This window comes from Actinomycetospora sp. TBRC 11914 (assembly GCF_012933465.1).
Taxonomy (GTDB): domain Bacteria; phylum Actinomycetota; class Actinomycetes; order Mycobacteriales; family Pseudonocardiaceae; genus Actinomycetospora.
The window spans coordinates 1-12,428 of the sequence record NZ_JABBND010000016.1 but is presented as its reverse complement, the minus strand read 5'-3'; the positions used below and the strand labels follow the sequence as shown (position 1 = coordinate 12,428).

12 protein-coding genes are annotated in these 12,428 nt (G+C 74.2%); 2 read left to right on the top strand and 10 right to left on the bottom strand.

The features are described from left to right. Positions 1–177: 177 nt before the first annotated feature. The 5 genes from HH311_RS33500 to HH311_RS21995 form a co-directional block, all read right to left on the bottom strand. Positions 178–1,341, bottom strand: a complete 1,164-nt coding sequence (locus HH311_RS33500; protein ID WP_169185847.1) for a gamma-glutamylcyclotransferase family protein — start codon at positions 1,339–1,341, stop codon at positions 178–180. Beyond that, a complete protein-coding gene (locus tag HH311_RS22010) occupies positions 1,320–1,955 on the bottom strand; it encodes an MBL fold metallo-hydrolase (RefSeq protein WP_169185846.1) in 636 nt (211 codons plus the stop codon). The genes HH311_RS33500 and HH311_RS22010 overlap by 22 nt, the downstream gene beginning before the upstream one ends. Next, positions 1,955–3,043 (bottom strand): S-(hydroxymethyl)mycothiol dehydrogenase, encoded by a 1,089-nt coding sequence (locus HH311_RS22005; RefSeq protein ID WP_169185845.1) that lies wholly within the window; start codon positions 3,041–3,043, stop codon positions 1,955–1,957. Before HH311_RS22005 ends, HH311_RS22010 begins: the two co-directional genes overlap by 1 nt. A gap of 195 nt (positions 3,044–3,238) precedes the next feature. Beyond that, complete coding sequence (locus HH311_RS22000; protein ID WP_169185844.1) at positions 3,239–4,417, bottom strand: acetyl-CoA C-acetyltransferase; 1,179 nt, start codon at positions 4,415–4,417, stop codon at positions 3,239–3,241. Positions 4,418–4,628: 211 nt separating this feature from the next. Beyond that, positions 4,629–5,900 (bottom strand): alpha/beta fold hydrolase, encoded by a 1,272-nt coding sequence (locus tag HH311_RS21995; RefSeq protein WP_169185843.1) that lies wholly within the window; start codon positions 5,898–5,900, stop codon positions 4,629–4,631. 286 nt (positions 5,901–6,186) lie between these two features. Between HH311_RS21995 and HH311_RS21990 the strand changes: the two genes are divergently transcribed. Next, positions 6,187–6,918 (top strand): beta-ketoacyl-ACP reductase, encoded by a 732-nt coding sequence (locus tag HH311_RS21990; RefSeq protein ID WP_248292911.1) that lies wholly within the window; start codon positions 6,187–6,189, stop codon positions 6,916–6,918. A 28-nt stretch (positions 6,919–6,946) separates the two neighbouring features. On the opposite strand, the gene HH311_RS21985 is transcribed toward HH311_RS21990, so the two are convergent. Beyond that, positions 6,947–8,068, bottom strand: coding sequence for an alpha/beta hydrolase (locus HH311_RS21985; RefSeq protein ID WP_169185841.1), 1,122 nt, complete (start codon positions 8,066–8,068; stop codon positions 6,947–6,949). A 501-nt stretch (positions 8,069–8,569) separates the two neighbouring features. Here HH311_RS21985 and HH311_RS21980 point away from each other — a divergent pair. After that, complete coding sequence (locus HH311_RS21980) at positions 8,570–9,166, top strand: TMEM165/GDT1 family protein (RefSeq protein ID WP_169185840.1); 597 nt, start codon at positions 8,570–8,572, stop codon at positions 9,164–9,166. Between the two features lie 7 nt (positions 9,167–9,173). Here HH311_RS21980 and HH311_RS21975 read toward each other — a convergent pair whose 3' ends face one another. The 4 genes from HH311_RS21975 to HH311_RS21960 form a co-directional block, all read right to left on the bottom strand. Then, complete coding sequence (locus HH311_RS21975; protein ID WP_169185839.1) at positions 9,174–9,977, bottom strand: polysaccharide lyase; 804 nt, start codon at positions 9,975–9,977, stop codon at positions 9,174–9,176. 43 nt (positions 9,978–10,020) lie between these two features. Further along, positions 10,021–10,242 (bottom strand): three-helix bundle dimerization domain-containing protein, encoded by a 222-nt coding sequence (locus HH311_RS21970; protein WP_169185838.1) that lies wholly within the window; start codon positions 10,240–10,242, stop codon positions 10,021–10,023. A gap of 53 nt (positions 10,243–10,295) precedes the next feature. Then, positions 10,296–11,147 (bottom strand): aspartate/glutamate racemase family protein, encoded by an 852-nt coding sequence (locus tag HH311_RS21965; protein WP_312030317.1) that lies wholly within the window; start codon positions 11,145–11,147, stop codon positions 10,296–10,298. Between the two features lie 31 nt (positions 11,148–11,178). Beyond that, the coding region (locus HH311_RS21960; protein WP_169185837.1) for a DUF222 domain-containing protein at positions 11,179–12,428 on the bottom strand (1,250 nt) is incomplete at its 5' end.

The following is a 12,428-nucleotide window of genomic DNA, read 5'->3' as shown; positions in this document are numbered from 1 at the left end:
CGTGCCCTCGCCGCGCCCGGCCGCGGACCACGACGGGGAGCCGACGGCCGACGAGAGCGTCACCGAGCCCCGTCCGCGGCGCGAGCACATCGAGCTCGTGCCCGTCGGCGGGCGGATCACGGTGTCGGCGGCGGCGTCGGCGACGGGACCGCGGCACGCGCTGGTGGAGGTGGCGCGTCAGCCCCGCCACGACCCGTGGACGACGGGCCAGTCGCCGGCCGGGCCGTCCCAGATCCACGCCCAGCAGAGCTCGGCCTCTGACGACGATCCCGACGCCGCCGTCGCCGGGGCGGCCGCCGAGCGGTCGGCCGCGTTCGCGGCCCGGTACACGGCGACGCGCTCGCGCCGGTAGCCCGGCCCCTCGTAGGCGTCGAGCGCGGGGAGCGCGGCGACCGGGTCGGCGAGCTCGACGACGTGGCCCGGCGCGAGGGCGTCGCCCACGCCGGCGTCGCGGACGAGCGCCGGGTAGCCGCGCCCGGTGTCGTGCACCCGTCCCGCCGCGACGGCCGGCCACGTCTCCCGGGCGGCCGGGGCGAGCCGCCACCACGCGGAGGCCCCGGGCTGCAGGGTGCCGTAGACGAACACGCGCGCCGGCCACGCGCGGGGATCCGGGCTCCCGGACGGGATCACCGTGGCGGCGCCGTCGGCGACGTCGCCCGGCACCCCCTCGAGCGTGATCGCCCGCTCCTGCGCCACGTCCCGGCAGCGGACGGGAGCGCCGTCGACGAGCAGCGGCGCGCGGATCGCGTCGGCCGGCCAGTAGGCGAGCACCGGGTCGAGCGCGACGCCGTCGTCGGTGCCGCGGACCCGCGCGGCGTGCACCCGGGCCAGGGCGTAGCGCCGGCCGCGGCCCTCGCAGACGTCGAGGACCGCCACCTGCTCCGGGGTCGCGAGCCACACCCCGTGGACCTCGGGCGGCTCGTCGGGGGGCACGACCGCGAGCGTCGCCGGCCGCGCGCCGTCCCGGGCCCGCCGGCCCGCGGCCCAGACCGCCGCGACCCCGCTCACCGCGGCCCGCAGCACCACCACGGGACCGGCCAGCCCGAGCTCGCGGCGCAGCCAGGTGATCTTCGACGGGCACCGGTTGGAGCCGAAGGCGAGCACCGGCACGCGCCGGGCCAGCGGCGGTGCGCCCCGCGCGGCGAGCCAGGCGTCGAGCGCCCTGCCCTCGTGCGCCCTGCCCCCGACACGCCAGCCGCCGGCCGCCCCCGGGTCGGGGGTCAGCCGGCGGGCGGTCGCGTCGTCGTGGACGAAGGACCACCCCGGCGCGATCCCGGGGTACGGGTCGGCCGGGAAGTCCTGGTCCGGGCGGGCCTCGTCTACTCCTTGGCCGCCTTCCACTCCTCGAGGTGCGGGGCCTCGTCGCCGATCTTGGTGCCGTCGCCGTGCCCGGTCCGCACCACCGTCTCGTCGGGCAGCGTGAACAGCTTCGCCGCGATCGAGTCGAGGATGACGCCGTAGTCGGAGTACGACCGCCCGGTCGCCCCCGGCCCGCCGTTGAACAGCGTGTCGCCGGTGAAGACCGTGCCGAGGTCCGGCGCGTAGAAGCACACCGACCCCGGCGAGTGGCCCGGGGTGTGGATCAGCGTGAGGTCGATCCCGGCGATGGTGAACGTCTCGCCGTCCTCGAGCTGCCCGTCCGGCTCCCGGTCGGAGTGGGTGAGGTCCCAGACCACGCGGTCGTCGGGGTGCAGCAGGATCGGCGCGTCGAGGGCGTCCGAGAGCGCGGGCGCCGCGTTGACGTGGTCGTTGTGCGAGTGCGTGCACAGGATCGCGGTGACGTTGCGGTCACCCACGGCCTTGCGGATCGCCTGCGCGTCGTGCGCCGCGTCGATGACGACGACCTCGTCGGAGTCCCCGAGGAGCCAGACGTTGTTGTCGACGTCCCACGACCCGCCGTCGAGCTCGAACTTGCCCGACGTGACGACGTTCTCGATCGGACCGTCGTCCGCCATCAGAAGACCACCACCGAACGCAGGACGTCGCCCTGGTGCATCTTGTCGAAGGCCTGCTCGACGCCGTCGAGGGCGATCCGCTCGGTGACGAACTTGTCGAGCGGGAACCGTCCCTGCAGCGCGAGGTCCACGAGCATCGGGAAGTCGCGGCTGGGCAGGCAGTCGCCGTACCAGGACGAGGACAGCGACCCGCCGTGGGAGAAGAACGGCTGGAAGTCGGCCTCGAGCTTCATGTCCGGCGAGGGCACGCCCACCAGCACGAGGCGGCCGGCGAGGTCGCGGGCCTCGAAGGCCTGCTTCCAGGTGGCCGGGATGCCGACGGCGTCGATGACGACGTCGGCGCCGAAGCCGTCGGTGAGGTCGCGGATGCCCTGGACCGGGTCGGTGTTCTTGGCGTTGATCCCGTGGGTGGCGCCGAAGCCCTTGGCCCACTCCAGCTTCCGGTCCTCGGTGTCGACGGCGATGATCGTCGTCGCGCCGGCCAGGGCCGCGCCGGCGATGGCGGCGTCACCGACGCCGCCGCAGCCGATCACCGCGACCGTCTCGCCGCGCGCCACCTTGCCGGTGTTGATCGCGGCGCCGGTGCCCGCCATGACGCCGCAGCCGATGAGCCCGGCCTCGGCCGGGTCGACGTCGGGGTTCACCTTGGTGCACTGCCCGGAGTGGACGAGCGTCTTCTCGGCGAACGCGCCGATGCCCAGGGCCGGCTTGAGCTCCTCGCCGGTCTCCTTGAGCGTCATGGGCTGTGCGGCGTTGTGCGTGTCGAAGCAGAGGTGGTGCTTGCCCTTGCGACAGGCGCGACACACCCCGCAGACGGCGCGCCAGTTGAGGATCACGAAGTCGCCGACCTCGAGGCCCTCGACCCCCTCACCGAGCGCCTCGACCTTCCCCGCGGCCTCGTGGCCGAGCAGGAAGGGGTAGGCGTCCTCGATGTTGCCCTCGCGGTAGTGCAGATCGGTGTGGCAGACCCCGCAGGCCTGGATGTCGACCACGGCCTCGCCCGGCCCCGGGTCGGGGATCACGATCGTCTCGACGGTGACCGGCTTGCCCTTCTCCCGGGACACCACGCCCCGGACTTCCTGTGGCATCTTCGCCCTCCCGTACGTGTCGTGTTCCGTGCGCCCATGCGCAGGATTCCACGTGTCCCACGCCACTACGCAACCCAGCGGCCGCGAGATCCGGACCCCGGAACGCCCACGGGCGGCCACCCCGAGGGGATGGCCGCCCGTGTGACGGTGTGGCTTTCCGGACGTTCAGTGTCTGCGGTGCGACACCGCTGACGCTCAGACGTGCAGGATCAGTGCCGAGCCCTGGCCGCCGCCGCCGCAGAGGCCGGCCGCGCCGACGCCGCCGCCGCGGCGCTTGAGCTCGTGGGCCAGGTGGATCGCGATGCGGGCGCCGGACGCGCCGACCGGGTGGCCCAGCGAGATGGCGCCGCCGTCGACGTTGACGAGGTCGGAGTCGACGCCGAGCTCGTTCATCGACTGCAGCGCGACCGCCGCGAACGCCTCGTTGATCTCGATGAGGTCGAGCTGCTTGGCGTCGAGGCCCTCCCGCTCGAGCGCCTTGAGGATCGACCGCGACGGCTGCGAGAGCAGCGAGTTGTCGGGGCCGGCCACCCAGCCGTGGTTCCCGATGCGGGCGAGCACCTCGAGGCCCAGCTCCTTCGCCTTCTTCTCCGACATCACCACGGTGGCCGCGGCGCCGTCGGAGATCTGCGACGCCGTGCCCGCGGTGATGGCACCGTCCTTGTCGAACGCCGGGCGGAGCTTGCCGAGGCCCTCGGCGGTGGTGTCGCCGCGGACGCCCTCGTCCTCGGTGACGACGACGGGGTCGCCCTTGCGCTGCGGCACGGACACCGGCGCGAGCTCGGCGTCGAACCGGCCGTTCTTGGCCGCGTCCGCGGCGCGCTGGTGCGAGAGGGCGGCGAACTCGTCCATCGCCTGGCGGGTCAGGCCGATCGCCTTGGAGTAGCGCTCGGTGGAGGCGCCCATGGACTCGTGGTCGTAGACGTCGGTGAGGGCGTCGTGCTCGGTGGCGTCGATGATCTGGCCGCCGCCGTACTTGTAGCCGCGGCGGGCCTTCGGCAGCAGGTAGGGCGCCGCCGTCATGGACTCCATGCCGCCCGCGACGACGATGTCGTAGTCGCCGGCCTGGATCATCTGGTCGGCGAGCGCGATCGCGTCGAGCCCGGACAGGCAGACCTTGTTGAGTGTGAACGAGGGCGTCGACATCGGGATGCCGGCGTCGGTACCCGCCTTGCGGGCCGGGTTCTGGCCGGCGCCGGCCTGGATGACCTGGCCCATGATCAGGTACTCGACCTGGTCGCCGGAGATGCCGGCCTGCTCCAGGGCCTTCGTGATCGCGGTGCTCCCGAGCTGCTGCGCGGAGAGGTCGGCATAGGCCCCGGAGAGCTTGCCGATCGGCGTGCGGGCGCCGGAGACGATGACGGAGCCGGGCATGTGGACCTCCTGGGCGATCGTGACTCGAACGTGGCACGACGGCGGGCCGTGCTCGATGTGGGCGGGCCGCGGCTGGATCCCGCCGCGCGTCCCGGGGACGCCGGACTCCCGAACCTACCCGTGTGAGGGTGCCCACCGAAGGGTTCGCGCCAGCACCCGTCCTGCAGTGCGGGTCACGCGGATCGGTTCAGAAGACCCGGCCGTCCCGGTGTCAGGCGGCGTCCTGCGCGGCGACCCCGGAGAAGCGCGCGACCTCGGCCATGATCGGCGGCCACTCCTCGCGGAGGGCCTGGTTGCCCATGAACAGCCCGAGGTGGCCGCCCGGCGCGGTGCGGGTCCACACCTGCTCCGCCGGGGTCGACACGGCGTCCGCGGCCCGGAAGACCTGGACCGGCGGCGTGATGTGGTCGGTCGCCCCGCCGAGCAGGAAGAGCGGGCACTCCAGGGCGCCGAGGTCCACCCGGCGGCCACCGACCTCGAGGTCACCGGTGATGAGCTCGTTGCCGGCGAAGAGGTGCTCGACCAGCCACAGGTAGAAGGTGCCCGGCACGTTCTGGGTGTGCTTGAACCAGTCCTCGAACGCCTGGTAGCGCGCGATGGCGGCCGGGTCGTCGAGGTGGCGCAGCAGGTCGACGTGCTTGGCGATCTCGGCGTCCGGGCTCATCGCGATGAAGCCGTTGAGCACGAACTGCCCGGGCATGTTGCCCCGGCCCATGGCGACCATGGCCCGGTAGGGCACGGTCCCGTAGCGGCGCGAGGTCACCCGCGACGACGCCCCGATGGCGGTGTCGCCGGCGTGGAAGTCGATGGGCGCCCCGGCAAGGGTCAGCGTGTTGACACGCTCCGGGTGCAGCGCCGCGTAGATCGCCGAGAGCCAGCCGCCCTGGCAGTCCCCGACGAGGTTGACGGTGGTGTGGGCGGTGCCCTCGAGGGCGGTGTCGACGGCGCGGTCGACCACGGCCACGTAGTCCTCGACCGTCGTGCCCTTCGTGGCCTGCGTGGCGCCGACCCAGTCGAGGGTGAGGGCCCGCGTCAGGCCCGCGGCCCGGATGACCTGCATCTGCGACTGGGTGGGCCCGAAGTCGACGATGCACGAGTCGTGCCCCGCCTGGGGCGGCAGCACGAGGGTCGGCACCACGTCGTCGGTGGCGCCGGCGGTGAAGTCGCGCAGCCGCGCGATCGGGGTCTCCCAGACCACCCGGTGCTCGGTCGACCACGACGGGCGGCGCCGCCCGAGGACGTGGCGCCACCAGCGGGTCGCGTCCCACACGGTGCGGTGCGGGGTCGCGGCCTGCGCGAGTGCCCGGGTGGTGACGTAGGCGCCGCCCTCGGCGAGCGCGGTCGCCGCCTTCCGCAGCGTCTCGCCGCGGAACGAGCGCAGGTAGGCCGCGGGGTCGACCGGGTCCAGGCTCGGCGCCTCGGGGGTGCCTGCGGGGTCGTGCTCGTCCTGCTCGGCGTGGGGCGCGGGTGCCTCGGCCGTCATGGGTCCCTCCTCGCGCAGCCCGGCGCTGCGGGGCCCGGGAGCCCGGGACCGGGCCCCGGCGACGTCGCCGGCTGCGAGACGAACGCTAGGTCTGCTTGGCATCGTTCGCAACGAGGGTGGCCCCGTCGGGGACGTGCGCCCCTCCATCTGGACGGATTCCGTCACGGATGAGTCGCAGGTCGCCGGAAGTGGTGTGATGCCTGCCACCGGTGGGCACGCTGGACCGGCACGGAGAGCCGTGGACCAGCGGACGCACGACAGCGACGGGAGGCCGGCGATGGCGGACATGACCGGACAGGTGGCGGTGGTGACGGGCGGGGCCCGCGGGATCGGGAAGGCGATCTCGGAGCGGCTCGCGAACCGGGGCGCGAAGGTCGCCGTCGGGTACGCCAACGGTCGCGACAGCGCCGCCGAGCTCGCCGAGAAGTACCCGGGCATGACGATCCACCAGGGCAACATCGGCAGCCGCGAGGACTGCGAGCGCGTGGTCCAGGAGGTCTACGACCAGCACGGGCGCATCGACATCCTGGTCAACAACGCGGGGATCACCGCCGACAAGATGCTCCACAAGATGGAGGTCGAGGACTGGGACAAGGTCATCCAGGTCAACCTCTCCGGCACCTTCTACATGTCCCACCTGGTGTTCAACCACATGCGCGAGCGCCAGAGCGGGCGCATCGTCTCGATCTCCTCGGTGATCGGCGAGCGCGGCAACGCCGGGCAGGCGAACTACGCGGCGACGAAGTCGGGCCTGTTCGGGCTCACGATGTCGCTGGCGATGGAGGGGGCCAAGAAGGGCATCACCGCGAACTGCGTGGCGCCGGGCTACATCGAGACCGACATGGTCGCGGGCGTGCCGGAGTCGGCGCTCGAGAAGATCGTCGGCCAGGTCCCGGTCGGCCGGCTGGGCCAGCCGGACGAGGTGGCGCGGGTCGTCGAGTTCCTCGCCGACCCGGACTCCGGCTATATCACCGGGCAGGTGTACTCGGTCAACGGCGGGCTCTTCATGTCGGCCTGAGGTCATGTCGGCCTGAGGCGGCGGGCCGTCAGGCGAGGCGCGTCGAGAGCTCGTCGCAGATCTCCTCGAGCGCCTCGCCGGCGGCCCGGCACATGCCGGGGAAGCAGATGAAGCCGTGCACGGCCCGGGCGTGGTCGGAGTGCCGCGTCGGGACACCCGCGTCGCGGAGGCGCCCGGCGTAGGCCACCCCGTCGTCGTGCAGCGGGTCGACCCCGGCGGTGATCACCAGTGCCGGAGGCAGGTCGCGGTGGTCGGGAGCGAGCAGCGGGGAGCAGAACGGGTCGCTCGGGTCGCCGTCCGCGCCGAGGTAGTTCGCGCGGAAGACGTCCATGTCGGCACGGGTGAGCAGGGGGCCCCGCTCGTACGCCGTCGTCGACGGCGCGGCGAGCCCGAGGTCGACGACGGGGTAGAGCAGCACCTGGGCGTCGATGGCCGGCCCGCCCTCCCGCGCGAGCAGGCAGAGCACCGCCGCGAGGTTGCCGCCGGCGCTGTCGCCCATGACGGCGACCCGGTCGGCGCGGCCCCCGAGGGCGTCGGCGTGGCGCACCGCCCAGCACAGCGCGGCGTACCCGTCGTCGCGGGCGGCGGGGTACGGGTGCTCCGGGGCGAGGCGGTAGTCCACGGAGACGACGAGGGCGCCCACCCGGGACGCCACGTGGGCGCAGAGCCAGTCGGACTGGTCCAGGTTGCCGAGCGACCCGCCGCCGCCGTGGAAGTTGAGCACGATCGGGAGCCGGTCGTCGTCCGTGCGGGCGCCCGGCAGCGGGGGGTGCGGCCGGTAGAGGCGCAGCGTCAGCGGGCCGCCGTCGGTGGCGATGCGCAGGTCGGTGAGCGACACGTTCCCGGGCATCGGGCCGAAGACCCGCGAGGTCACCACGTTGTGGGAGAGCCGCCGGCTGCGCGCGCGGGCGAGGTCCTCGGCGCTCATCCGGCTGATCGCGATGGCGCCCATGCGGTCGGTGATCCAGGTGAACACCCGCGTGCGCACGTCGATCGCGATCGGTCCGGCGGGCGGGCCGTCGGGGACGTGGCCGTGGGCGCCGACCTCGGTGGGCCCGGCCGGCGCGGGTGGGGCGTCAGGCGCGGGGGGCGCGGGAGGTGTGGTGGGTGCGGCGGTGCGTGCCGCCGGACGCGTCGTCGGTCCCGGCATCACGCCTCCTCTCGGGCGTCCACTCCGTCGTGCGAGGGCACGAGGTACCCCGTTCGGCCGCCGACCGACGAACGATTGCTCCGATCGAGGCGGTGGCGGCAGATCATGGCGTGTGCTGGCTCACGTCGCCAGCGCAACGGGTAGCCCGATCGTGGCCGCTCGGTGACCGGTGCCCGGGGCGAGATCGCCCGAGAGGGTGGCGGCATGTCGTCGCGGGGACACGCCGTGACGGCTCGGCGAGCGGCGCAGCGACGTGATCCACGCCGCGCCGGGGGCCGGTGGCGCCCGTGCTACGGTCGATCCAGAGCGAAGGGGAGTAGCTCCCAACGCCGCGGTCGACACACTGATCGCCGCCCGGTGACCGGGTGGTGCTCCGGTCGCGGCGGCCACCCGAGGTGTTCGGTGGCGGGCGAGACCTTCGGTGCCGATCCGCAGCATTTGCGGGCCGCACCGGGAGGCGTCCGCCCTCACCGGCCGGCCCGCGGGAGCGAAGGGACCTTCGTGGGCGTCTTCCTGGTCGCACTGGCCGTCAGCTTCGGCGTCATCTTCGTCGCGGAGCTCGGGGACAAGAGCCAGCTGATGGCCCTGACCTTCGCGACGCGCTTCCGCGCGCTGCCGGTCCTCCTCGGGATCTCGATCGCCACGGCCGTGGTGCACGCGGTGTCGGTCGGGGTCGGCTACCTGCTCGGCGCCGCCCTCCCCACCTTCTGGATCAGCCTCGCGGCGGCCGTGGCGTTCCTCGGGTTCGGGCTGTGGACCCTGCGCGGGGACGACCTCACCGCCGCCGAGCAGGAGAAGGCGCAGCGCACGGGCAGCTCGGCGGTCCTCGCCGCGTCGGTCGCCTTCTTCCTGGCCGAGCTGGGCGACAAGACGATGCTCGCGACGATCACCCTCGCCACGCAGTACCACGGCTGGGGCGGCGTCGTCGGTGTGTGGGCCGGTTCGACGGTCGGGATGGTGGTCGCCGACGGGCTCGCGATCCTCGCGGGCCGCCTGCTCGGCCGCAGTCTCCCGGAGCGGGCCGTCCGGATCGGTGCCGCCGTGCTGTTCTTCGCCTTCGGGATCTGGCTGGCGGTCGAAGCGTTCCTGACCCGCTGACGCCTCGTCAGGAGGCGCTGGCGAGCGAGGCGGCGGCGTCGCGGTCGGAGGCGATGACCACGTCGTCGTAGTACACGGTGCCGTCCTGGTCGATGTCCGAGGACCGGTACAGCCCGGTCTTGAGGTACGACTTGTCGTCCGGGTAGAGGGTGCCGCTGCGCGGGTGGTAGTCCGAGAGCACCTGGTGCCCGTCCTGCTCGACGTCGACGGCGCCGGAGTCGGGGTCGGACGAGAAGTGGACGCGCAGGACGAGGTCGGTGCGTGCTCCGGCCTTCGCCGACCCGAGGTCGGTCTGCCAGTGCTCCCCGATGCCGTCCCCGCCCTCGAGCACGAACCGGCCGTCGTGGACCTGGATCGAGAGCGGCGGGCTGCCCTCGCCCGAGTTCTTCCACTGCGCGACGACCTGCCAGTCCGAGGTGTCGGTGGGGAAGTCCTCCGGGAGGTACAGCGCGAGCCCGAACCAGTACTCGTCGCCCTCGCGGAAGCTGCGGTAGGCCGGCTCGAGCTCCGAGCGGGTGCCCCCGGAGGGGACGGTGTACGCGACGGCGGAGCGGCCCGGCACGTCCGGACTGTCGACCACTCTCGGGTCGTCGGCGTCCTCGGTGTTCCAGGGCGTGTCGCGGTAGGTATCGAGCAGCGTGGCGGCCGCGGAGCCCGACCGCCACAGCACGCCGTCGCCGGTCGGGCCGGAGGAGGCGCCCCCGGGAGAGCGGCCGGTGCCGCCGGTGGTGGCGCACGCGGCGAGCAGCAGGGCCGCCACGAGCAGGACCGCGGCGACGAGCACCCGGGACACCCGGCGGGGAGGCCTCACCCACCCGAGCGTACGGAGCCGGCGATGAACGCCGGGCGTGGTCTCAGGCGCCGGAGAGCCGCAGGCGCACCGAGCGCTCGACGAGGATCGGGACGAAGGTCCGGACGCGGGCCCCGGCCAACCGGTCCCACGCCTCCCTGACCGCGCCGCGCACCGTGTCGGGAGCGACGCCGTGCTCGGTGTAGCGCGCGACGAGGCGCTCCTCGGTCTCCGTGCGCACGGCGTGGTCGTCCGACGGGGCGGTGGCGGTCGAACCCTCGGTCATGGATCGAATCCAAGACCTCCGACGGAGGTCTGCACCAGCGGTCGCCGACGACCTCACAGTCCGGGGACGGACGAGCCCGCCTCCGCCAGGGCGTCGTCACGGACGGGAGGCGGCAGCAGCGCGACGTCGACCGGACCGGCGGTCGCGAGCGCCGCTCCGACCGGGTACGCGCGGGCCGTCGCCGGCAGGTCCCCCTCGTCCCCGGAGAGCAGGACCGAGAGCCCGGCCGGGTCGGCGTCGGGGGCCGGGTCGAGGCCGAGCCGCCGCAGCGCCTGGCCCGCCACCGCGCGGGAGCTGTCGTAGAGCCGCACGCCGGGGAGGGCGGCGGCGATGGCGTCGGAGACCAGCGGGTAGTGGGTGCAGCCGAGCACGATCCCGCGGGCGTCGGCCGGAGTACGCGACGCCCCGACCCCGACCGCCGCGGCGACGGCCCCGGCGTCCGCGGCCTCGACGGCGTCGGCGAGGCCGGGGCAGGGCACCGCGGTCGCCTGGCCCGGCGTCGCGAAGAGCGCGACGAGGTCGGCCTGGTACGCGCTCGCGCTGGTGCGCTCGGTGGCCCAGATGCCGAAGGGCTCGCCGCCGGATGCGGCCGGCTTGACCGCGGGCACGGTCCCGACGACGGGTCGGTCCGGCTCCAGCTCCGCCCGGAGCGGCACCAGCGCGGTGACGCTCGCGGTGTTGCAGGGGACGACGACCGCGTCCGCGCCCCGGGCGATGGCCAGGCGGGCCGCGCCGAGCACGCGGTCGACGATCCACTCGCCCGCCCGGGCCCCCCACGGCATCCCGGCGGGGTCCATGAACAGGTCGAGGTGCACGTCGGGGCGCAGGTACCGCAGCCAGCCCGCGGTCGGCAGCATGCCGAGGCCGGAGTCGATCAGCGCGATCCGTGTCCCGCTCGCAGGCACGGCAGCGAGCGTACTCGCGGGGATCGATCTCTCAGGGTCCGGCTCGGCTGGTGTAGGTGTGGCCGGTCGGGGTGGTGGTGCGCACGGTGTGGGGGTGCTCGCCGTGCCCGTCGTGGACGGTCTCGACGTCCCAGCCGGGCATCTCGCGGACGTAGTTGCCGCGGGCGCAGACCCCGCGGCCGTTGGCGAGGCTGGCGGGGCCGCCGGCGCGGGACTGGACGATGTGGTCGTGGTGCCGTATCGGGGCGTCGCAGTAGGGGTCGCGGCAGCGGCCGCCGTCGCGGAGGTCGATCAGCCGGGCGAGGAACCCGTCGAAGCGCCGCTTCTGGGGGTCACCGCCGAGCAGGCCGCCGTGGGCGGGGTGGGCGAACAGCCGCCGCCACCACCTTTTCCCGCCGGTGGCGCGCAGCAGGTCGCGCACGATCCCGGCCGGCAGGGGCCCGTGCCCGACCAGCTCGCCGGGGGTGGCGCTGTCGGGGTCGAGCAGCGCGTCGAGCGGCAGCACGATCCCGACCTCGACGTCCACATCCTCGGCGTGGGCTTGTCCGGTGAGGCGTTCGACGAGGGTGTCGGCCATGACCTGGTCGCGGCTGCGACCGTCGGTGTCGCCGGTGGCGACCAGCGAGTCGGCGTGGCGGCGTAGCGCGGCCAGGCAGGCGACGCCTTGTTCGACCGGCAGCAACCCGGAGAGCACTGCCATGGTGTCGGGGGCGGGGCGCAGCGTGACCCGGCGGTCTTTCCGGGCGGTGCGGCCGCGGTGGGTGTAGCCGGCCCGGTCCACCTCGTAGGCGGTCCTTTTCACCGTTGCCTCGGCCTCGCGCAGCCCTTGTTCGTCCAGGCCGGCGTCGGCGAGCTGCTTGTCGACCAGTCGCCGGGCGTCGGCGTCGAGGTGGCTGGTCTCGGAGACCACCTTCTCGGCCAGCGCCTCGCTGATCCGCCCCGAGGCCAGCAGCCGCCGGGTCTGGGGGAGGTCGGTGGCCAGGGCGCGGGCGATGCTCAGCCGCCGCGATCCCTGCCACGGCGACACGTGCGCGGCCAGCGCGATCTGGTCGGCGATCCCGGTGCCGAGCTTGCGCGGGTCCAGCCGGCCCGCGGCGATCTCGGCCTCATGCGCGGCGACCTGGGAACCGGCGAAGGCGACCATCTCGGTGTGCTGCGCGGCGGCCAGCGCCGCCCGGGTCTGTTCGAGCAGCGCGATCCGATCGATCCGTACCGGATCCGGCACCGCATCGACGCTGTCGGCGAGCTCACCGAGGCGGGCGAGCAGCGCGGCCAGCTCGG

Coding starts and splice junctions, on each gene's coding strand:
- HH311_RS22010 (WP_169185846.1), bottom strand. CDS start 1,955: ATGGCGGACGACGGTCCGATCGAGAACGTCGTCACGTCGGGCAAGTTC.
- HH311_RS21985 (WP_169185841.1), bottom strand. CDS start 8,068: ATGCCGGGACCGACGACGCGTCCGGCGGCACGCACCGCCGCACCCACC.
- HH311_RS21990 (WP_248292911.1), top strand. CDS start 6,187: ATGACCGGACAGGTGGCGGTGGTGACGGGCGGGGCCCGCGGGATCGGG.
- HH311_RS22005 (WP_169185845.1), bottom strand. CDS start 3,043: ATGCCACAGGAAGTCCGGGGCGTGGTGTCCCGGGAGAAGGGCAAGCCG.
- HH311_RS21995 (WP_169185843.1), bottom strand. CDS start 5,900: ATGACGGCCGAGGCACCCGCGCCCCACGCCGAGCAGGACGAGCACGAC.
- HH311_RS21970 (WP_169185838.1), bottom strand. CDS start 10,242: ATGACCGAGGGTTCGACCGCCACCGCCCCGTCGGACGACCACGCCGTG.
- HH311_RS22000 (WP_169185844.1), bottom strand. CDS start 4,417: ATGCCCGGCTCCGTCATCGTCTCCGGCGCCCGCACGCCGATCGGCAAG.